Source organism: Chitinophaga sp. 9-1-y, from assembly GCF_059511905.2.
In genome coordinates, this window is record NZ_CM197955.1 from 1,191,268 (window position 1) to 1,211,846 (window position 20,579).

Consider the following 20,579-nt stretch of genomic DNA (forward strand, 5'->3'; position numbering starts at 1 on the left):
CGCTTTATTCCTCTTCTTTCCAGGTTTGGGCCAGAAATACATAATCCTCTATGTAGCCGGTGGCAATAATGGTTTTGCCCGCCAGCGGCATAAGTGGATTTTGCATAAATGGATTGGCGCCGGCAGGGCGTATCAGGTAGTCTCCCTGATCGGTTACCAGGAATACGCCGAGGTGTTCACTTTTACTATGTTTGCCAAAAGTGCGTAACACCAGGCGTCCGGCAAGTGTAATGAAGGGATTGTTTTGATCCCTGTTGGTGTTATCTGCTGACATATTCACGATACCCCAGTATTTGATTATTTTTTTCTTTCACCACGATAACCTTAGTTAAAGGTATTTCCCCGATGGTGGCAGATTTCGAAAATACATGAAATTTTACAGATGGCATGGTATTACCATCGGTATGGTTCTTTTTCCTGCTGACAAAAATTTTCGGTGCCCGTTCTTTGGCGAAGTCTTTTTCATCCAGCAATTGATGCATAGCGGTATGCAGGGCGGGATCTGTGGCGTGTGTATCGTCAGAAGGGTGAGGAATGGCGATAAAGTCGTCCAGCATTTTCCCCCTTGCTTCCAGGTTGTCACGTCGGTTTTGTAAGGCATTGACAAACGGTTGTTCGGCGTCGGCGGTGCTGGGATCTTTCTGGTTGATCACCGGTTGCCAGGATGGGTCGCCCAGCAGGTAAAATTGTGCGGCAGTTTTCAATTCGTAGGGATCCAGCGTAGGTCCCATTTCATTGAGAAACCGCTGCCTGGCTTCCAGTAAAGCCCTACCGGTAGAAGCCCCGTTTAATACATTGATCACAAAATACTGTGTCAGCAGGTCTGCCAGTCCCTGTCCTTTAGGCGGGCCGTATGCAATGTTGGAACTGCCTACAAAAGCCAGTGCATGATTGAGCATATAGCTGTTAGCCATACTCATTCTTTTAGCACTGTTTTTCTTTGGATCAAATAATTGCCCGCCATAACAACATTCCGCCGCTACAATAGTGCCATGGGTGATTTTGTCGGTGAGTACATCTGACCGGAGTGCCAGCGGGAAATCCCCGGCTTTCTGACCGTAGTAGGAAGGATTGTTAATAGCACCATGACAGTTGATGAAATGTGTTTTAGCTTTTAACTGATCTGCCGTCCAGTTGGTGCCGGTGAGGGCGGCATCTCCCGGAAAAAGTAACAGGCTGTTATGGTTGCCAAAAATATTCTGCAGGCTGTTCTGGGTAGAGTCTTGCCAGTCAAAGGTACTCAGGGAAAAGTAAGGGAGGTAGTCGCCCGGTTGTGCAGGGGTGGCTGCCAGTATATTGGTAATGAGGGTATGTAAATAGTTTGCATCATTTACCGCCGGAATATCTGGTAATCGTCCTACTACGCGGGTAGGGGAGATGAATTTTCCGGGATCTGTATCATAAGGTGTATCGCAGGCGTAGGGCAAATCGCTCGGGATGTTGCCATCGGGATCATTGTCGCCTGGCAGCAGATTTTTTAAACGCTGAAAGGGAATGATATCCTGTGATCCTATCAACAGCAGGTATCCAGGTGAATAGAAGCGGTATAAGTCATCGATGGCTTTTTTGTTTTGTGCATCGTCTGTGTTGTCAGTAACGGGTGTGGATTGACAGGCCTGCATTTGCACGGGATCATCTATGAAAATAATATGTGCATCCAGGTGCCGGTTGTTATCAAAAGCTTGCAGCGCCGTTAAATCATCCAGTATCTGCTGGTGTGTTTCCCCATATTTTTGTTGCAGGGCCGATTTGTTGGTTATAATGAGTTTGGTAGTCAGCATATTTATATTGGGGGATGCCATAGTATCCTTATTAGCGTTCAAAAATATTGAATTAAAAGATAATAAGCTACCCACACTGCAACAATATTATTATTTCGCTGCGCATCCTATTTGCATACTGGAAAAGTAAACCGTATTTTTCGGAGAATCTATGCAGCGTTTATGAAAAAGTTCCACGGTCTCTTCGTTTTGCTATTCCTTATGATGGCCCATGTACAGGCGCAGGTCATTGCCCGCTTTCTTGTAAAAGCAGGTCCGCTCGCCAGGAATAACAGTATCGTATATACGACATTGCCGGCGTCCGCTGGTAACACCCCGGTGGGTATGGAAGAGGTGACAAATGGAAAACGTACGCCCGTTGCCGTTAATGCATATAAAGGCCAGCTTAGCTGGATACTGGATGGCAATACGCCTGCCGGTACAACGCGGGAATATGAACTAATTAAGGGGATGTCGGTTACACAGCCCATTATGAAAACTGTTTTACAGGATGGTCATTTGTTGCTGGAAGAACGGCAGCAACCTATTCTTCAATATAATTTCCAAACCGTGTCCGCGCCGGCAGGCGCTGATACAGTGTATAGCCGCAGTGCATTTATTCATCCGCTCTGGGCGCCGAATGGCGTTGTGCTCACCAACGTATTTCCCAACGCCGGACACCTGCATCATATGGGTATCTGGAATCCGTGGACACATACACTGTTTGAAGGCAGGGAAACTGATTTCTGGAATGTTCAGAAGAAAGAGGGGAAAGTGCGTTTTAACGGCGACCTCGAAACCCTCTCTGGCAATGTATGGTGCGGCTTCAGCGCCGGACAGGATCATATTGCTTTTCTGAAAGATGGTACAGAAAAAACAGCCATCCGGGAAACCTGGCTGGTACAGGCTTATCCCGCTACACAGGAGGGAACCCGCCGTCAATGGGACTTTACAACCACCTTTGCACCTGCTACGCCGAATGGCATCACCCTATTGCAATACCGTTATGGTGGTGGATTTGGATTGAGAACTACACCGGAGTTTACCGCTCAAACCAGCCAGGTACTTACCTCCGAAGGCAAAACCCGCAATGAGGCAGACAGCACCCGTGCCCGTTGGGTAAAAATATCAGGCACGACCACTAAAGGAAAGGCCGGGATGCTGATTATGAATTATCCTGATAATTTTGATTCCCCTGAGCCTTTGCGGGTTTGGCCGGAAAATATGGAAGGCGGTGAACTCATGTTTAACTACACACCCACCCGCATGAAAGCATGGCAACTATACCCCGGAGCGCGCTACCAGCTTAAATACAGGGTGATGGTGTTTAGTGGGGATATCACACCTGCCGAAGCAGAGGCGGCCTGGGAAGAATACGTACATCCGCCGGAAGTACATATCATGTGAGCTGGTAATTTTGTGATTTCTTTCTTTTTCGTTTATTTTCGCCCAGTGAATGATTCGATCAGCTTTTAGCAATTAGCTTTTGGCTGTCAGGCTAATGTAGGAAAGGAGAATTTTAACAGGTAGCAGTGGTGTAACCCCTTGTCACTAAAGGCTAATAGCTAACAGCTAAAAGCTATTTATAACCCTTAACCATCATCCTAATGAGCAATTTACAGGATTCCCAAAAGGAAGAGGAGATCAACAAATCTACTGATGATGACGACGCGCCTTCCTGGGGAGGTGTTATCGTAGGATTGTTACTGGGCATAGCCGGTATCGTGCTGATCTTCTACCGGTATAAACAATTTCATAGCCCCGGAGATGAAACAATCAGTATCACCAAAATTGAAATGCTGATTTATAAAGTTACCGGCGAAAGCATCTGGGCGCTGATTGCGGCTTATGCCTTGGTGGCCCTGACAGGCTTCTATCTCGCTATCAGTAATTTTACCAAGCTGAAATCAAAATGATCTGACCATATTCCTAAACACATACTAAATGAAGAACCTTTCCGAACTGAAAAGCATCCTGCTCGACATCCATGAAAAGGATAAAAAGCAAACCATTACCGCCCTTATTACTGCAGAAGTATTAGCTGTGCTCGTTTTTGGCCTCATCGGCTATACCATTTTTGCCGGGAAAAGTGATCAAACGCCTACCGCTGTTTTGTACATCTTATTATGTTTACCTATAGGGGTACTGATTCCCTACCTGATTATGCTGAACGGCGCAAAAAAACGGCCGGAGAAAATTCATGACTTCATTAGCCTCCTGGAAAAAGGAGAATCTGTTAATAACGTTGACACCTATACGGATTATAAACTTACCCTGCCTTTGCGTATTATCAGGTTACGCCTGTTTCCCATGGAATATGCACATATAAGAATCGGGCAGAGCCGTTCTTTTTTCAAGTTGCCTTTATCTGCCGAAAATGTGCAGCCTTTTAAAGCACTGATCAGCCAACAAATACCTATGGCAAGTACCATCGGTGGCACTTCTGCCAATTGGTCTTCTAACTGATAACAGGACATCGATGAAAACACTGGAAGAATTTAACAGCTTCCTGGACCAGCAGCTCCATGACGAGCTGCTGGCCATGGAAAAACAGCGTAAGTCCGGTCGTAACTGGATGCGCTGGATGTGGGCTGCGTGCATCATACCCTTTGCCATCTTCATTTTTTTTATGGTTAGGTTTTCTACCCAACAACAGGCAGATGGAACTAGTAATCCAACCTTACTGATCATCGGGATAGTCGTCTTGTTTTCGCTGGGCGGATACGCTGTCAGCTATTTTATGATGAAAGGAAAAGGGATGAATGATGCGGTAGATTTTCAGCATCATTTTAAAAACAGGATTGTGAAGCCCATCATTGGTTTCATTAACCCGGCATATACTTATCAACCCCTCAACCACGCCAGCTATGAGGAGTTTACAGAGAACGGCCTGTTTGCCAGGAAGAATTACCATATCAGTGGTAACGACCAGGTGTATGGTAAATTAGGTGACATGAACTTCCAGGTTTGTGATTTGCTGGTAACACATACGCCATTGATCACTGTACGCGGACAGGGACCTGACACCGTTTTTTGCGGCAGCTATTTTATCGGGCAGTTCCCGCGGTATTTTAGCACGCCCGTGTATATACTTTCCCGTAACAGTACGATGGAAAGCCTGTTTTCCAATACTGCCACCGACAACGGATTCATTCAAACCTGGGATCTTGGTAAAAAAGTGTTACCGGCAGATGCCGCTTTCAATAAATTGTTCATGGCCTACGCGCCAGATGTAAATGAAGCGCAGCAATTGCTGACACCGGTATTGATGGAGAAAATTATCCGACTGCAGGAACGCAGCAGCGCTAAGTTGTTTATTGCTTTTTACAGCAACCGCGTTTATATAGGTATTGGTCACGGCAGGGATTATTTTGAAACAACCCTTCATAAATCGCTGGAAGACCGGCAGCTATTGAAGAATTTCTATCTTGATTTCGTATCCTTGTTACAGTTAGCCGAAGATTTGACATCCAATAAAAATATCTGGACCTCCCATGCGTTTTCCAGGTCATAATTTTTTAGAGAGATAAATAACGCGCGATACCTATTTAATAGGTAGACATCCTCCCCATTATGAGGGGTCAGGAAAAGATTTTGTTGCCCGGTTTTGTGTCAAAAAATAAATTTAAATAATATGTTACGATATTTTTTGTATTCGATGTAACTATCGATGGTGGCTGATTTTATGCGTATGTGCCTACGAATAATATCCGGTTAGATATAGAATATGGGCGCAGCCGATAGTTTTTTTTTCGATTGAATTCTATGTATATATTTTCGCTGTATCTTTACCACGCTTCATAAGTGGAGCACCCAAACCGGAATTGTAATTGTTAACTTAATATTAGAAAAACCTGGAATCATCCAAATGGCCCTGTCAACATTAACCATATTTGGCCCTGCATTGCAGTCTGCAGTAAGGATTGCATCAGCCATTGCAAAAGATTATCATCATCCGCAGTATACACCTGCACATTTGCTGCGCGCCTGTTTGCATAAGGAAACAGGGCTGGTAACTGCTTTGCATCAGCTGAACTTTGACGTATACTATCTGGAAGAATGGGCGGATGTGCGATTGGATGAAATGCCCAGAACGCCACGTATCACCGAGGACCCCACTCCTGATGAAGCGGCGGCAGCCGTATTGAATGAAGCACTCAGTATCACTAACGATAACGAAGAAGCAGATGCCTGGAGTCTGCTCACCGCATTGTGTACACCTGGTGTAGGGTTCTCTTACGAACAACTGAAAACATTTCCTTTTACCAGGGAGCAATTAAAGGCGGCCGGGAAAAGTGGAAAGGATACGCCTCCTGACACCAATACAGGAAAAGGAATCAAACCGGGAGCGCTTAAATATGTGTACCGCATTACAGATCCCCAGCTCCTGAAAACATTTCATCCAGTAATAGGCCGTGATGGCGATATAAGAGCGATCACGGAAGTGCTTACACGAAAAGACCGGGCCAATGTATTGGTGATAGGCGAAGGAGGGGTAGGTAAAACCGCCCTGGTGGAAGGGCTGGCACGTGCCATTGTACAAAAGGAAGTTCCCCTGTCTTTACAATCCTCTCAATTATATGCACTTGACTACGGCGCATTTATAGCCGGGGCCGCTTATAAAAATGAACTGGAAGACCGCCTGCTGCAAATTATTCAGCAACTGAAACAAACGGGCAGGCATATACTTTTTATCGACAACCTGCACAGCTTGCTGGATAAGCAATCTGGCGGGGGAATGGCTAATGTGCTCAAAGCAGCACTGGGCCAGGGTGAAATAGTACTCATTGGTACTACCACACCGGAAAGCTTCCGCAAACTCATCGAACCCGATGCGATGCTACGGCATCGTTTTGAAACCATTACACTGGCAGAACCTGATGAAGTGCTGGCTGGTCACATGATGCAAGCCATTGCACCCATATACGAGAACTTCTACCAGCTGCAGTTACCACCCGAAAGCATACACGAAGCCATCCGGCTATCACGGCGCTATGTAAAAGAAAGGTGTTTGCCAGACAGCGCTATCAACCTGGTAGACCGCACGATGGCTGCTATACGGGCCATGCAGGATACCGGTGTTGACCTCACCAAAAGTTTGCAGGCTTCTTTTGCTGCTATCACCAGTAAGGAGGCCTTACCAGTGGAAGATTTGCAATGGTTCTACCGGCAAATGACGGAGCGTTTGGGTACCTTACTGACCGCCCGCCTGCATATCTCACAGGATGTCGCTAAAATGTCGACAGCGGAATTGCAACCCTACCTGCAACAGTTACTGGAGCAGCTGGAAGTGGCCACCGCTACACAACAGCAGGCAGTAAGCCCGGTAGACCTGGCCACCATGATCGCCGCCATCACGGGTATTCCGCTGGGAAAAGTACAGTCGGGGGAAAGAGAACGGCTGGTCAACATGGAAGCACAACTACGCAAAAGGGTAGTAGGCCAGGATCATGCACTCAAAGCCGTAGCGGATGCCATACTGGAATCCAGGTCTGGCCTGAGCCGGCCGGGACAGCCCATAGGTTCCTTCTTTTTCCTGGGCCCCACCGGTACCGGTAAAACGGAACTGGCAAAGTCGCTCGCCGATTTCCTGTTCCAGGATGAGCGCAGTATGATTCGCTTCGATATGTCGGAGTTTAAAGAAGAACACGCGGCCGCCCTCTTGTATGGCGCGCCTCCGGGATATGTGGGATATGAAGAAGGAGGACTGCTGGTGAACAAAATACGGCAACAGCCCTACGCAGTGGTGTTGTTCGACGAAATTGAAAAGGCACACCCTTCTGTGTTCGATATCTTTTTGCAGATTATGGATGAAGGGAAGCTGCATGACCGCCTCGGTAAAACAGGCGATTTTTCCAATGCCCTGGTATTGTTTACTTCCAACATCGGCAGTGAAGTAATTGCCAGGTCGTTCCAGGAAAATGTGATCCCTGCATCGCAGCAATTGATGGAGCTGATGGCCCGTCATTTCCGGCCGGAATTCCTGGGCCGGTTAACGGAGATCGTTCCGTTTGGTCCTATTCAGCAAAGCAATGTGGAAAAAATCTTCGATATCCATTTACAACATTTACTGCAGCTGTTAACACAGCAGGGCATACAACTCAGCGTATCTGCACCAGCCCGTCAACAACTGGCGCTGATGGGATATTCTCCCCAGTATGGGGCAAGACCGCTACGGGAAGTGATTCGCGGCCAGTTGCGTAAGCCGTTGTCGCGTATGATCATTGAAGGTAGCCTGCGGAAAGATATGACGGTAACACTGGATATAAAAAATGATCAGTTAGACTGGACCATAAATTGATTGTCAGATTCCAAAATTCTAAATTCTATATCAAATGAATGACAACTACGGAATTGGCGGCACAGAAGTGAAGCTGGACGCCAACGAAGCCATCGCGGAAATATCGCATAACCGTACCTTGTTTGCTGAAAAGTTAACCCAGCAGGCGCCTGTTAAACCTGAAATTGTGGAAGGGCTTACTTCCGTAGAAGCTGTTTTTGAACACTTCAAACCGGCCGTAAATGTCACCTTTCATGATGCTGAAGGCCGTACGGTACCTGAAAAATTACAGTTCCATCACCTGGGTGATTTCGGTGTAAAAGGAATTACGGCGCAAAGCGCTTTCCTGAACGACCTGGCAACGGAAAAGGAACAATACCTGAAAATTATGAAACAACTGAAAACGAATAAGATCCTCAAATCAGCCCTGGCCGATCCCGATGCCCGCAAAGCGTTATTAGGCGCTATTCGCGGCATGATGAATGACCTTAATACCAAATAATTAACAGTTCCCCCCAATCCAGGAACATAACCTTACTGATTATGGCAGAATTACAGAAAAACCAGGAACTGCAAAATGATGGCCTGTCGTCACAGCAGGAAGTTAACCTCAGCAGTAATATTGAAGATCTTGCAAAGTATGGTGGCTTCGATTTATTGGAAGGCACGATTGAAGGTGCGCAAAACCTCAACCCCGACAGGAAAGCGCGCCGTAATATATTTTTAACGGAAGCTGGTAAAAAAGCAGAAAGAGATAAATTAAAGAAAGTACTATCCCTCTGGGAGAAGATGTTGTCTGAAACCACCGAGCTGCCTGAAATGGTAGACTACTGCACCTCCCATGCGGAAGAAGCAGGAAAGGTACTGTCGAACAACCTGGCAGAAGCAGTAGATTCAACGAGGGAACTGGAGCAGTCGTACCGCAACGTGGCCCTCTTCTACAAGAATACAGAATCTGATAAAGTGAAGAACATTTCCTTTATCAACGTGGAACTGGAACAATTGAAAGACCTCGATAATACCCGCTTTATAGACGCGGTACACAACGAGCTGGTGAGCAATTACGATCGCCTGGATTTGCGTACCAATTACAGCCTGCTGGTAATCCCCGGCTACCTGGGCTCTAACAAGGTCATAGAAAAATGGGCCAAAATAGCGCATGAGAATAAAGCGATGCTGGTCACCGACTTTGCTCACCTGGATGCCCCGGATGATGTGATGGAAATGTTTGAACTGGCCAACCTGACTGGTGGTGAAATTCATCGCTCCAATGTTATCATGTCCTGCAACTGGCTGGTAGGCCGTGGCAAATTTGATGAAGTAGGAGAACAGGATCACCTCTATGTACCTCCTTCCGGTGCGCTGGCAGGAAAAATATATAAAACCCTGATGTCGCAGGTGACCGCCGGTAAAAAATTCGGTGGCATGAACGAAGTAGACGGGGTGAAATTTGAATTGAAGAAAAGCGAAATCGCCAGCCTGGAAAAAATGGGACTGGTACCTATGGTGAAAGAATATGGCAAAGTAATGGCCTTCAGTGCCAAAACGCTGTTCAATGGAGACAACCTGGGGCTTCAAACCTACTCAGTAGTGCGTGTATTCGATTTCGTCACCAAAGTGCTGATGGACTTCCTGAACCGCCGGGCTTTCGAAAACTTCAACGCCAATACCCGCAAGGATCTCATGAAGCAGATTATCCGCTTCCTCGATGGTATTACCGGGCCGGATAAACTGATTGAAGATTTCAATATCCGTCGTTTTGAACAGGATCCGATACAGAAAGATCGCATCCACCTGGATATCCATCTGAAGCCTTATTTCCCGGCTAAAAACTTCCTGATCAAAATGGAAGGCCAAAAAGGCGATGACGCAACGGATTGGGATACTACCTACGAACAGGATGGTAAATAGTCATTTTGGGCAGCTTTGGGGCTTTGAATGGTCGTTGTGATGATCGTTCAGATGCCCCCCAGCTGTCCGTATAAACTTATCCCTACATTTTTTAAAGGTTAAAGCTGACGTAACGATGAAACGAGTGCTGTGCAGTCTACTGCTTTGTTTGTTAATCACAGGGCTGTCTGTAAATGCCCAAACAGGTACAGATAGTATCCTGACCACCAAAGGCGCGGTAACGCTGATTACCTCCGGCGCCCCCATTACTACTTTCCAGATCGGTGACGGAAAAAACACCGACTACGACTACCGCATTGTAGATGGTAATATGGTATTTCTGCGGCCTGTAACAGCAGCCCCGCACCCCACCAACCTGATTGTAAGGGAAGGAGAAAATATTCATTACATGATCATTGCTTATCGTGATAAAGCTGATTTATCACGCCTGAAATATACCCTGTCCGGCAAGTCTAAAACCACCGGGGCCTTCACCACACCGGAAGCAACGCCACAGGCGCCCCGTGCCGGGAGAGGAGAACGGAGTGGCGACGATCAGTTGACAAATCTGCCTGAAGAAACCGGCAACCTGATCAGCGTAGATACCGTCACCGTGGGCAAAATTGCAGGCGACTTCGGAAAAGATCATAAAGTAAATCACCAATATGAAGTGAAAGTAGAAGGCGTAAGCCTGGGATATGCACAAGCCATGACCCTGAGCAATATGAACTACTTCAGCTTCCATATCCGGAACAAAGGGAAAGAACCCTTTGAAATCTTAAAAGCCAGCCTGATTCACAAAGAGAAGAAAGATACCTCCCTCTTGCATACCATGCCCATCCTCTACAGAAAGGGACCGGCTATTATCGCACCTAAAGAGGAAGCCAGTGAAGTGTATGTAGTGCCTTCCAAACAATTCAGAAAGGACGATGAAGTAATTATCGTGCTACAAACAACAGAAGGGAAAAAACAGCTGGTATTGTACCTGCCGGTAACAGTACTCCCCAAATATATGTTGGCTAAACAATGATGAAACCTCTTTTTTTCATAGTAGGATGCCTCCTGTTGCTAGCCCGTGGCGGGCAGGCGCAGCAGATAGATTTCTGCGGAGAAGTAGTTCCTATGGAAAGAGATTTTGTTTCCTACCGGCTGATGGATGTGATTAAGCGCAACCTGCGCTACCAGGGATACCTGCCCGCACTGCGCCTGAAAGCGGAGCAGTATTTCCCCATCATAGAACCTATCCTGCAACAATACCAGGTACCACTGGATTTCAAATACCTGCCTATTGTGGAAAGTGGGTTGAGTAATGCTACCTCTCCCGTGGGCGCGCAGGGCGTATGGCAAATTATGCCCGGCACGGCAGCGGAACTTGGACTCACGGTCAGCGCAGGCTATGATGAACGCAATCACCTGATCAAAGCCACCCACGCCGCCTGTAAACTGATACGCCTCTTGCATGATCAGCTCAACTCCTGGACATTGGCCGCTGCAGCCTATAACGCCGGATCAGGCAATATCTCCCGGAATATAAAACGACAGGGGAGCAGCGACTACTACCAGTTACTGCTCAACAATGAAACCGCCCAGTATATTTACAAAATCATTGCGATCAAACAGCTTTTCGAAAGCCCGGAATTATATATGCCCGGCTTTGGTTACAATGTATTTGCCAAACATACCAACAATGGCTCCGTGTTTGCCACACCGGCCCCCGTCAATAAATCAGGCGATAAAGATTTTAATACCATCCGTATCGCCATTGGCAAAACAGCCCCTGCCAAAGCAGGTACTATAGTATATGCAGCACGCCTGCAAAATAACAACCACTTCGAAGACGGGCAGTTGATCAGTATACAGTTGCTGGACGACCTCCAGGCTAACGGGGTGTATATACGTAAAAATTCCAGTCTCTCCGGAAAGGGCTGGTTAGTCAGCAACCGGGTATATGTAGATCTGGGCTTTGGTAATACAGTGGTGCTATATGCAGCAGATGGAAAAAAAGGAGTGCCGGCAGATTTGCTGAAAACGGGTGGGACGGTACAACTGCGCGGTACCACAGATAATAAAAGCACGGCGCTGGACTTCCGTTGGGAGGAAACAGGAATAGCGATGCGGAAGTAGCAGGGCCACATATGAACGGTTAGCAATTGGACACCCTGTATAAGACGGCGCAGAAAGAGCTAATAAAACTGACGCGTGATTAACCAACCATCGGCAGATTAATCACGCGCCCTATAATATCTATGCGGCTTTAGCTTATGCCAGTACTTCATTGATAAATACCCGGTAAGGAAAAGTATTACTGGACTTTTCTTCCAGTTGCAATAGCAATTCTTCTTTCATATAGTGAAGATTAGCAGCGGGATATCGCTCGGTAGGCAGATGTAACGTGATCCGGATATCAAGTGTACGACTATATCCTGCGCCATCGCCCGGTTGCAGTGCAATGCCTTTTACAATGGTGGCACTTTTCATTTCTTTCCCAAAGATAGTTTTGCAGAGTGCCTTAATGTCTTCGGGTGTTACAATACGGTTGTGCGACAATAAATGAGAACGATACAAATTGATTTTTTCATCAATGTTGAGCCGGTCTTTGCCACCTTGTGTATTGGTGAGTAAAGTGATAGTATTGGGTCGGGTGTTGATGCTGCCATATTCCAGCAGGCGGGTACCCATACGGATATTATTGGCCGCAGCGCCGTTTGTGGAATAGAATTCTATGAAGATGTACTCCGCATTTTCTTTCGGTTTCACCATCACATAAGGAATGTTGCCTTTGTTGGCGCTGGGTTGCAGTTGCTCTTCCAGGGAAGCAATGAGCTGATGTAATTCCCGCATGCGGTTGGTAACATAATCATTCTTTACTTCTTCAAACAGTGAGCTTTCATCCCGGATTACTTCTACCAGGTAAGCAATTACTTCTTTGGCTTCGCGGGTATCGAAGCGGCCAATACCGCTGCTGCGGATCACGAGCTCGCCTTCCTGCATTTGTCCGGCGGTGGAGAAGTTACGTACGTAGTAGTCGGCGCCTTCCAGGTCGTATACACGTTTGATATCAAAAAAGATATCAGGTGTTTGCATCGGAATGATGTTCAGATAACGATTCAGCTTCATCGACTGTTCGTTATTTTTTTTATTGATGACCGGGAAACAGTTGATACTGCAATACAGGTCTTCCAGCAACGTATGGTGCAGTGCTTCAGGGAATTCAATTCGCAGCCATTGTACTTCTTTGTTGAGCCGGTTACTGTCAGTTCCGAAAATTCGTTGCAGTGTTTCGGGCAAACCGGGAGCGCCGGTGGGCGGGGCATCTGTAACGGTGAGGAAATGCCTGCGGAAACGTTGCAGGATATGTTGACTGTAGCGGGCATTGTTATTCACGGCCACCTGTATCATGCTGTCAACTTCTTCTTCTGCGGCGCTGCGGCTATGGTGGTAGCCTGCCTTTACAGATACTTCTTTATTATCCAGGAATACGCGGGCCAATGGGAGGTAATGATAAAACATTTCCTGCTGGTGAACATTGCGGAGGTCAAAGAAAAATGACATGCCTTCCCAGGAATGGGCTACTTCATCCATCAAAAGACCGATCCATAAGTGATTGGGGGCCATGTCAGGAAAGGATTGTCCCTGGAGGATTTGCTCTTTGAACCAGTTATCGCGTGTTTCGTATAATTTGTTGCCGATGGCGAGGTATTGTACCTGGCCACGGAAAAGGCGGTGATGGGTAACGGGCGAAAAGAAAAGATCGCGGGACTGGGTACCCGTTTTGGTATGTTGATAAAACTGATGGTCTGCATGAATATCTGCTACCGGTTCTGTGGCAACGGCATGAAGGATGCCATAGGCAGGCTGGCTGCTGGTAATTGGTTCCGGCATCATGATTTGGGCCAGTCTTTCTACCAATCGCGCGTGTGAAACATCTACTTCGCCTGAAATTTTTTCCAGTTCGCTGGCGCAGGCTTCCAACAGCAGTTGCACTACCGGGTCAAAGGAGGTTTCCACTTCCGCATCGGGGTATCCCCAGAGGCGTGCGGCGGTTTTGAGCATCCGGTCTTTTATTCGTTCTTTCTTTTCTTTCATGTGGCGTTAATAAACAAATGATTAATCGTACGACAGGGGGCTGATGTAGAAGAAGCTGCTGTATTGAAATGAGTTGTTGTTTTTGGCAATGGTACCGGTAACGGTTACCCGGATTTTCTTCTTCATTTTGCGGGTGGCCGGCATCAGCAGTTCTTCCTGGTTCACAGCGGCCACCACCCTTATCTGTGCAATTCTTTTTTCGTAACGAACAATAGATGCTTTTACGGCACTTTCTATTTGTTCTTTTACCTCATTGTTGGAGGCTTTGATATCAAAATCGCTGTCCCACCACTGGCAGCCATACTGGGCATCATCTTTATTTTCTCCCAAAACTGTGGTAATCAACAAATGAATATGTTGTTCAATAGATTCTTCCAATGCAATGGCGGGCATATCTTTTTTCTGCAGCAATTGCGAGAAGTCTATTGGTAGCTTATAATATTTTCCTTTCATGATGGTAGCTTAAAATATGCCCAATACTTTTTTGCGGTCGTACATGATCAGGATTTCATTGATACAGCCATCGGGTGTTTTAGTCAGATTGACCCTTTCTATCTTGAATTTCTTTTTACCATAAATACGGGAACAGAAATGTGAGAAGTTATCAACATCGTTTGCATTCAGTACTACCCGGGCGTTCATGTTATTACAGAGGTACTGCGCGAAATCTGCAGCGCTCTTTTGTTTCTGTGTTACCTGTATCAGGAGATATTTAAATTCCTCATCGGAGATAGATGGTTTCTTTTCCGGAGCCGGCGCTGGGGCCGGAGCCGGCGCGGGTACTGGTGTTGGATCAATAATGGGCTGTGGCGCGTCCGGACGCTCTGCCGGGCGGGCAGGGAATACGGTAATATGCTTAAGCACCATATGACTGCTGTCGCCATTAATGATCAGTGACAATGTTCTTTCACCCGGGGAAGAGAACGTATAAGAAACAGAGGAGCCGGTATGTACTTCGGCGTTATCCTGCAACAGGTGCCAGCTCCATTTAGTGGCGGAGGGTGTTTTATTGCTGAAGGTAACAGGGCGTCCGGCAAATGCTTCAGAAGGGCCATCAATCACGGGGAATACGTCTGCATTGTTATTGGCGGCGGCGGCAGGTGTATTCATTACCACCAATACTTCTTTATTCCAGGTACATTTTCCGGAGGTCAGTGTAACGAGGTAGCTCCCGGCTTTATTAAAAGAGTGGTATACTTGTTTACCGGTTGCTTTTGCACTGGAGTCGCCAAACTCCCAGGTATAGATACCTGTTTTTTTATCATGACTTTCTGCATTGAAAGTAATGACTTCACCTACTGCATAGGCTTTGCTGTTGCTGCTTTGTATATGGCTGAGTGTTATGTTGGTGTTACTGCAGTCTTCCCTGCCATCCATCTGGAAAGCAAGCAGTGCAGCGCTGATCAGGAACAGGCCAAGAAAGGTCCACAGCACCATTGGATCTACATGACTGGCGATTTTACCAAAAGGTCGGAATGAGTTAACCTTACGTTCATTTTCGGGTTTACGGGGGGCCATCGGTTTTTCAGGTTTTTACAATTCAGATTTACAATTTTAGTGTTTTTTTGGATAAATTGCTAAAGTTAATTCACCCGGGAAATTTTTTTTCACGGTTCAAAATTTAAGCCACAATAAATAAAAGCAAACCCCTATTTTTGGGGCTGGAGTTGTTAGCCCGGAACCATAGACGAATGATAGTTATGCTAACGGTCATTAGCTGGATAAGAAAAACCTAAATCATACCTTATGGTAAATAATGCAGAGAAGGCTGCCGCACTGGATGAGGTGATTGATCATGTCAATGCATTGCCCTATGATGTGCGGGCAGAAGTGGTGGTAGGAGAGTTACTGGAAAATCATGTGCGGGAAGAAGAAGTGGTGGTGCAGATGAAGAATGTATTTACCCGTTCGTTTACCACAGATATTACTCATGTAAAACTGGATGATAGTCAGCCTTATCAGCCGTTTATTAGTTTCTCCCTTTCGCGGGATGGTATTTATGACCGTTTGCCGCAGGGTATATTTCATGAGTTTAAGCAGGAACCTTCTGCCCGTCAGAGTGGTGTTACAGAAATGGTTTCCCGGTATAAGAAGCAGCAACAGCAGCAACAGCAGGCCCGGAAATTCTTTCAGCCATTGGAAAATGAATTTTTTCTGCAACGGGTATACCTGGAGCAGCGGGAAAAGCATTTGTTGTTTGACGTATTTGGGAAAGATGCCGACCAGTTGTTTCATGCCTTCTGGGAGTTGCCAGCCGGGCTTCCCGCAGCAGCGGCTAACCGGTTAGTAAAGTTATTGCCTTATATGCATCATATAGCTGGTAATATGAGCCTGGTGAAATTGTGCCTGGAACAGGTGTTCGAGGAACCGATTGCTATTTCCATGAACCGGACCCCTCAATTGGTAAGCACCGGAAATACGGTGCCATTGGGTGAATGTGCGCTGGGAGTAGATGCCATGGTAGGTACGCAATGTTATACAGATATGCCGGTGTTGACTGTCAGTATAGGCCCGGTTAAACGCCAACGTATATACGATTACCTGCCCTGGCAGCCTTATGGAAAATTATTGGAAACTTGTTACGGCTACCTGCTGCCGGCAGATGTGGAGGTGACTACACAGCTGTTGCCGCCGGTAGGAGACAAGCAGGTGGTGATGTCTGACAAGCAGCCTGATCAGGGAATCATGGGATATAATTTTTTCCTCTAAGTAACGACCGCTAGCTATTATGGAATTATTTTTGCTGTTACGGGGCATCTGAAAAACCGAAACTAATGTTAGTACCCAAACCCGAAAAACCTGGACATACCAAACAGAACTATGAGATACACTGCTAAGTTTTATTTTATGTTGGCCGGCGTTATGGCCATAGGATCTCTTATAGTGGCTTTGCTCAGCAGATACATTAAGAATTTCAGCCTTTACAAGAAGAAAGCACTGTTGTATTTAATGTGTATGACGCTGATATTTGCCGTTATCAGTTCCATCCCTTTCCTGTTTACCCATCAAAACCTGATGAACCAATATTATTTCTATGAAATATGGTTCCTGGGACTGGGGGTAGTGCATTGCCATTTTATGTACACCCGTTTCTGGGCAAATGAAACCACCCTGGTATCTGAACTGGCCTTTATAGTAGCTATCTGGTTATTTGGAGGTGTGGGATTTGTGTTGGTTAACCGCTTCCTGGATAAAGATACCTTCCTGTATTATCCGATGCTCACCAGTATGTTCTCCTTTGTACTTCCCACTTTTGTATATAAGACGTTTGAGCGGATGATGGCCATACCGGTAAAGGTGCATAAGTGGTGGCAATATCCTATGTATAAAGATATGCCGGAAGTGAATGAAGAGGAGATGAAAGACCTGATTGTAATTGGACTGGAAATGGAGAAAGGCCCTATGGATAACAGCCGTACCTACTTCAGGGCGCGCACACCTATTAAAATGGACCTGGGCGATTTATTCTACCACTTTATTAACGACTATAACGACCGTTATCCCAACACCCCCATTGATTTTGTAGATAGCACGGGACAGCCCTATGGTTGGGTATTCCACCTCAAACCACGTTGGTTTGGGGGAGCCAAAACACTGGACCCGCATAAAGCCGTTTTTATGAATGGTATTAAAGAAAACAGTGTGATTATTTGCAACAGAATTATGTTATCCTAAAAGCAGCGTATTATGGCAGAACCGCTAAAGCATTTTCCCGTTAACTGGGTAGATGGCATGAAGATTAAGAAGCAACATTTTATAGATACAGAAAATGCACTGCTGGATCAGATCAGGGACGCATTGTCCTGTAGTATACATGCACTCAACTATGGCCTGCTACCTCCTAAAGCAGAAAATAAAGAATCACTTCGTTGCTGGTTTGTTAGTGATAACCAACAGCTGTGGCGTGTTAAATTAACAGAATGCCGGGCGTTAACTCCCGGTGGTGGCAGGATTGAAGTGCCTGAGCATACAGTGCACTCCCTGAAGTATGCGACTACTTTCCCGGAAGCTACCTACACCTGGGATCCGCAACATACAGAAAGCGCTTATTATGTATTGATACAGGTAAATCCGTTTAACCGGCAACCCAGTGGGGAACCCTTACTGGATGAAGATCCGCCAAGACTACCTTATGCTACACCAGAATATAACCTATATATAGCGCCGGCTTCCCAGTTGCCCTCCGGCCAGTTAGGCAGCTACCAGATGGTGCTGGGTCGCATTAATGTAGCGGATGGCCGTCCGCAGATGGATGATGATTATATTCCACCTTGCAGTATTGTTAGTGCTCATCCGTCGTTGATTGACCTGCATCATGAGCTGGATCAGTTCCTGGGGCAAATGGAACTCTACGGCGTACATATCGTACAAAAAATTTACGGCAGAAATCAGAACAATGATCTGGCGCTGGTGGTGCTATATATCACTGAGAAAATGGTGCAGTTCCTGGGTACCCGTATCACGCAGTTTCGTTGGCTGGGCCTCAACCAGGCGCCTGCGCAAATGCTGGAAGTGATTGCCGGACTGGCCCGCACCATGAAGAATGCCATAGATCAACGTGCCGGTGCTGGTAAAGAAGAATTGCTGAACTACCTGTCTGAATGGTGTGAATTGCGGCAGGGCGAACTGGAAACGCTGATGATCAATTGCGCCAATATCCGGTATAAACACCTCGATGTAAGAGAATGCCTGCAACCCATGATTCCGTTTGTACGTGCCGTGAATAAATTGTTTGAAAGCCTGAGCAGACTGGATTATATCGGGCGCAAGCAGGATAGCAACATCTTTGTAAAAGAAGAATCAGCAGAAGATGCAGAATACCTGCGTAAACACAAAACCAAACGCTGGTTTTTTACAGACTGATCACTTAACAACAGGTCGTGTCCCGATAACTTAAAATAAAAACATTTCGCAGTATGCAAGTATTGAACAGACAGGAAAGAAGCATTTCATTTATATGGTTCCTCCTATTTTTTATCATAACAGTAGGCTTGTTTGTATTGGCCGTATTTTTCAACTACCAGGTACCCGCCAGGGAAAACGCTTCCTTGCGCAAAGAATTGAGCAGCTTCAGGCAGGAACAGGCATTCCAGGCTGAGTTTCTGCAGAAATTGGAAAAGGTAAAACATAACCTCGATTCTATTAACCTGCCCAATCAGAATGCAAATTATATGGACCAGGTGATTGCCGCCTCCCTGGCAGATATGCGTAATTCTATTCCTAAAGAAGCAGTTACCCATTATGGTTTGTATGATAATATTGTGCAAAATTGTCTGTCATTGCAACAAACCAAACAACAATTGCGTGAATTACAGAACGCCCAGCAAAGTATTGCAGACCTGAAAATGCAGGTGGCAGATCTGAACGCAAAAGTAGAAAGCAAAAGCAGGGATTTGGATAACTGCCGGCAGATGATGTTGCTGAATAGCCGCGCTCACTAACGATCACGGCTGTATTTGTTTTTTCTGATCTAGTGTTAAATTATTTGTTAGGAGTGTTGACTAATCAGAAAAATCATCCTATATTTGGTACTTATAAATCAATAAATAGTTTTCTAATTTTTATTTCTTTATTGTAACCTTAAAAATTAACCCACATGTCCTTCAAGGCAAAATTTACATCAGGCGGTGAAGAGTACAACGTACAACACGTAGCCTACGATCTCACACAGGAAACAGATGCAACAGGACGCCCATCGGCAATTACCCGCGGCGGACGCATCAAACTGACGGTAGAATCTACCGGAAAAACCGAACTCTTTGAGTGGATGGTAAACAATTTCGAAAGAAAAGATGGTTCCATCACCTTCTACAAAAGAGACACTGATTCCAAACTGAAAACATTGGAATTTAAAGAAGGTTACCTGGTGAAGTTTGAAGAGTCTTTCGACTACGAAAACAAAAATCCAATGGTGATCTCCTTTACCATTTCTGCCCGTGAAATTAGCATGGGTAACGCAAAACATGTTAATGAATGGGTGTGATAACTCCTGACATTATGCAGAAAGAAGCCGGTTCGTATGAACCGGCTTTTTTTGTGCCCATATATGAAATGTTCTCTCGGCTGACGAATGTAATGACGCCAATGAAATGCTTTTTTTGAGCGGAAAAATATTGTCAAATAAGCGGTTTGCATGCATGAGGTTGATTGATAATATGCATGAGGTTGATTGGAATTATAGTTGCCATAATAGCTGTTGAAACAGATTTTTAAAATATTATATGTATTATTTGTTCATTTTTTTGCCGGGTTTTTTCTGTTCATTTTTTTGAGTTCTGTTCATTTTTACATTCTTGCACGAAAACAAGACATTTTAAGAACATATTTTTTAGTTCTGATGTTTTAAAAATCAGTTTGATAATTACAATTACTTAAATATTCCCTCTGAATAATAGACATATGCTACTAAGTAACAATAGTCCCGGGTATTTTCAAGGTATAGACATCTTTTGGGGAGTGGCCACATTGGCCAGCAACGATTTAGGAGTAAGGATAGCCATATCGAAAGTCATGTGCCGAATTTAACTGCCATTAATTTTGTGATGTAAACTTGTTGTAACCGT

General features: G+C 45.7%; 19 protein-coding genes. 14 read left to right on the forward strand and 5 right to left on the reverse strand.

What is annotated here, in order from left to right; all coding sequences use genetic code 11:
* Positions 1-4 precede the first annotated feature (4 nt).
* Both AC5ZC7_RS04730 and AC5ZC7_RS04735 read right to left on the reverse strand, forming a co-directional pair.
* Positions 5-280 carry a hypothetical protein gene (locus tag AC5ZC7_RS04730; RefSeq protein WP_496162570.1) on the reverse strand — a complete coding sequence of 92 codons (276 nt, stop codon included), beginning with the start codon at positions 278-280 and terminating at the stop codon, positions 5-7.
* Positions 261-1,802 (reverse strand): C25 family cysteine peptidase, encoded by a 1,542-nt coding sequence (locus tag AC5ZC7_RS04735; RefSeq protein ID WP_496162571.1) that lies wholly within the window; start codon positions 1,800-1,802, stop codon positions 261-263. The genes AC5ZC7_RS04730 and AC5ZC7_RS04735 overlap by 20 nt, the downstream gene beginning before the upstream one ends.
* Before the next feature lie 141 nt (positions 1,803-1,943).
* Here AC5ZC7_RS04735 and AC5ZC7_RS04740 point away from each other — a divergent pair, with 141 nt between their 5' ends.
* The 9 genes from AC5ZC7_RS04740 to AC5ZC7_RS04780 all read left to right on the forward strand — a co-directional run bounded on the left by AC5ZC7_RS04740 (position 1,944) and on the right by AC5ZC7_RS04780 (position 12,054).
* Positions 1,944-3,167, forward strand: coding sequence for a DUF6807 family protein (locus AC5ZC7_RS04740; RefSeq protein WP_496162572.1), 1,224 nt, complete (start codon positions 1,944-1,946; stop codon positions 3,165-3,167).
* A 200-nt stretch (positions 3,168-3,367) separates the two neighbouring features.
* Positions 3,368-3,676, forward strand: coding sequence for a hypothetical protein (locus tag AC5ZC7_RS04745; RefSeq protein WP_496162573.1), 309 nt, complete (start codon positions 3,368-3,370; stop codon positions 3,674-3,676).
* 28 nt (positions 3,677-3,704) lie between these two features.
* The gene (locus tag AC5ZC7_RS04750) at positions 3,705-4,226 is read left to right on the forward strand and encodes a hypothetical protein (protein ID WP_496162574.1); all 522 of its coding nucleotides are present in this window, start codon (positions 3,705-3,707) and stop codon (positions 4,224-4,226) included.
* A 13-nt stretch (positions 4,227-4,239) separates the two neighbouring features.
* Positions 4,240-5,274, forward strand: a complete 1,035-nt coding sequence (locus AC5ZC7_RS04755) for a DUF3137 domain-containing protein (RefSeq protein WP_496162575.1) — start codon at positions 4,240-4,242, stop codon at positions 5,272-5,274.
* A 354-nt stretch (positions 5,275-5,628) separates the two neighbouring features.
* On the forward strand, positions 5,629-8,061 hold the full coding sequence (locus tag AC5ZC7_RS04760) for an AAA family ATPase (protein WP_496162576.1): 2,433 nt from the start codon (positions 5,629-5,631) through the stop codon (positions 8,059-8,061).
* Positions 8,062-8,095: 34 nt separating this feature from the next.
* A complete protein-coding gene (locus tag AC5ZC7_RS04765) occupies positions 8,096-8,542 on the forward strand; it encodes a hypothetical protein (RefSeq protein ID WP_496162577.1) in 447 nt (148 codons plus the stop codon).
* Between the two features lie 41 nt (positions 8,543-8,583).
* Positions 8,584-9,951 carry a DUF5458 family protein gene (locus tag AC5ZC7_RS04770; protein WP_496162578.1) on the forward strand — a complete coding sequence of 456 codons (1,368 nt, stop codon included), beginning with the start codon at positions 8,584-8,586 and terminating at the stop codon, positions 9,949-9,951.
* A 115-nt stretch (positions 9,952-10,066) separates the two neighbouring features.
* Positions 10,067-10,960 (forward strand): hypothetical protein, encoded by an 894-nt coding sequence (locus tag AC5ZC7_RS04775; RefSeq protein WP_496162579.1) that lies wholly within the window; start codon positions 10,067-10,069, stop codon positions 10,958-10,960.
* Positions 10,957-12,054, forward strand: coding sequence for a transglycosylase SLT domain-containing protein (locus AC5ZC7_RS04780; RefSeq protein WP_496162580.1), 1,098 nt, complete (start codon positions 10,957-10,959; stop codon positions 12,052-12,054). The genes AC5ZC7_RS04775 and AC5ZC7_RS04780 overlap by 4 nt, the downstream gene beginning before the upstream one ends.
* 135 nt (positions 12,055-12,189) lie before the next feature.
* Here AC5ZC7_RS04780 and AC5ZC7_RS04785 read toward each other — a convergent pair whose 3' ends face one another.
* Genes AC5ZC7_RS04785 through AC5ZC7_RS04795 form a run of 3 tightly spaced genes read right to left on the reverse strand, consistent with a single transcriptional unit; the run spans position 12,190 to position 15,534 of the window.
* The gene (locus AC5ZC7_RS04785) at positions 12,190-14,016 is read right to left on the reverse strand and encodes a hypothetical protein (protein ID WP_496162581.1); all 1,827 of its coding nucleotides are present in this window, start codon (positions 14,014-14,016) and stop codon (positions 12,190-12,192) included.
* A gap of 21 nt (positions 14,017-14,037) precedes the next feature.
* Positions 14,038-14,469, reverse strand: a complete 432-nt coding sequence (locus tag AC5ZC7_RS04790) for a GPW/gp25 family protein (RefSeq protein ID WP_496162582.1) — start codon at positions 14,467-14,469, stop codon at positions 14,038-14,040.
* Between the two features lie 9 nt (positions 14,470-14,478).
* Entirely contained in the window at positions 14,479-15,534 is a 1,056-nt protein-coding gene (locus AC5ZC7_RS04795) for a PKD domain-containing protein (protein WP_496162583.1), read from the reverse strand.
* A 228-nt stretch (positions 15,535-15,762) separates the two neighbouring features.
* On the opposite strand from AC5ZC7_RS04795, the gene AC5ZC7_RS04800 reads away from it, so the two are divergent.
* From AC5ZC7_RS04800 to tssD, 5 genes are all read left to right on the forward strand, one after another.
* Positions 15,763-16,725 (forward strand): type VI secretion system baseplate subunit TssG, encoded by a 963-nt coding sequence (locus tag AC5ZC7_RS04800; RefSeq protein ID WP_496162584.1) that lies wholly within the window; start codon positions 15,763-15,765, stop codon positions 16,723-16,725.
* Positions 16,726-16,836: 111 nt separating this feature from the next.
* Positions 16,837-17,691, forward strand: coding sequence for a TssN family type VI secretion system protein (locus tag AC5ZC7_RS04805; protein WP_496162585.1), 855 nt, complete (start codon positions 16,837-16,839; stop codon positions 17,689-17,691).
* A 12-nt stretch (positions 17,692-17,703) separates the two neighbouring features.
* Positions 17,704-18,879, forward strand: coding sequence for a hypothetical protein (locus AC5ZC7_RS04810; RefSeq protein ID WP_496162586.1), 1,176 nt, complete (start codon positions 17,704-17,706; stop codon positions 18,877-18,879).
* Between the two features lie 53 nt (positions 18,880-18,932).
* Entirely contained in the window at positions 18,933-19,457 is a 525-nt protein-coding gene (gene tssO / locus AC5ZC7_RS04815) for a type VI secretion system TssO (RefSeq protein ID WP_496162587.1), read from the forward strand.
* 155 nt (positions 19,458-19,612) lie between these two features.
* Positions 19,613-19,999, forward strand: coding sequence for a type VI secretion system tube protein TssD (tssD, locus tag AC5ZC7_RS04820; protein ID WP_291926631.1), 387 nt, complete (start codon positions 19,613-19,615; stop codon positions 19,997-19,999).
* The last annotated feature ends 580 nt before the right edge of the window (positions 20,000-20,579 follow it).

Bases quoted from the DNA above. Each gene is read 5' to 3' on its own strand.
- AC5ZC7_RS04750 (WP_496162574.1), top strand. From the start codon at position 3,705: ATGAAGAACCTTTCCGAACTGAAAAGCATCCTGCTCGACATCCATGAA.
- AC5ZC7_RS04765 (WP_496162577.1), top strand. From the start codon at position 8,096: ATGAATGACAACTACGGAATTGGCGGCACAGAAGTGAAGCTGGACGCC.
- AC5ZC7_RS04780 (WP_496162580.1), top strand. From the start codon at position 10,957: ATGATGAAACCTCTTTTTTTCATAGTAGGATGCCTCCTGTTGCTAGCC.
- AC5ZC7_RS04755 (WP_496162575.1), top strand. From the start codon at position 4,240: ATGAAAACACTGGAAGAATTTAACAGCTTCCTGGACCAGCAGCTCCAT.
- AC5ZC7_RS04745 (WP_496162573.1), top strand. From the start codon at position 3,368: ATGAGCAATTTACAGGATTCCCAAAAGGAAGAGGAGATCAACAAATCT.
- AC5ZC7_RS04785 (WP_496162581.1), bottom strand. From the start codon at position 14,016: ATGAAAGAAAAGAAAGAACGAATAAAAGACCGGATGCTCAAAACCGCC.
- AC5ZC7_RS04760 (WP_496162576.1), top strand. From the start codon at position 5,629: ATGGCCCTGTCAACATTAACCATATTTGGCCCTGCATTGCAGTCTGCA.
- tssD (WP_291926631.1), top strand. From the start codon at position 19,613: ATGTCCTTCAAGGCAAAATTTACATCAGGCGGTGAAGAGTACAACGTA.
- AC5ZC7_RS04800 (WP_496162584.1), top strand. From the start codon at position 15,763: ATGGTAAATAATGCAGAGAAGGCTGCCGCACTGGATGAGGTGATTGAT.
- AC5ZC7_RS04770 (WP_496162578.1), top strand. From the start codon at position 8,584: ATGGCAGAATTACAGAAAAACCAGGAACTGCAAAATGATGGCCTGTCG.
- AC5ZC7_RS04805 (WP_496162585.1), top strand. From the start codon at position 16,837: ATGAGATACACTGCTAAGTTTTATTTTATGTTGGCCGGCGTTATGGCC.
- tssO (WP_496162587.1), top strand. From the start codon at position 18,933: ATGCAAGTATTGAACAGACAGGAAAGAAGCATTTCATTTATATGGTTC.
- AC5ZC7_RS04775 (WP_496162579.1), top strand. From the start codon at position 10,067: ATGAAACGAGTGCTGTGCAGTCTACTGCTTTGTTTGTTAATCACAGGG.
- AC5ZC7_RS04810 (WP_496162586.1), top strand. From the start codon at position 17,704: ATGGCAGAACCGCTAAAGCATTTTCCCGTTAACTGGGTAGATGGCATG.
- AC5ZC7_RS04740 (WP_496162572.1), top strand. From the start codon at position 1,944: ATGAAAAAGTTCCACGGTCTCTTCGTTTTGCTATTCCTTATGATGGCC.
- AC5ZC7_RS04735 (WP_496162571.1), bottom strand. From the start codon at position 1,802: ATGGCATCCCCCAATATAAATATGCTGACTACCAAACTCATTATAACC.
- AC5ZC7_RS04795 (WP_496162583.1), bottom strand. From the start codon at position 15,534: ATGGCCCCCCGTAAACCCGAAAATGAACGTAAGGTTAACTCATTCCGA.
- AC5ZC7_RS04790 (WP_496162582.1), bottom strand. From the start codon at position 14,469: ATGAAAGGAAAATATTATAAGCTACCAATAGACTTCTCGCAATTGCTG.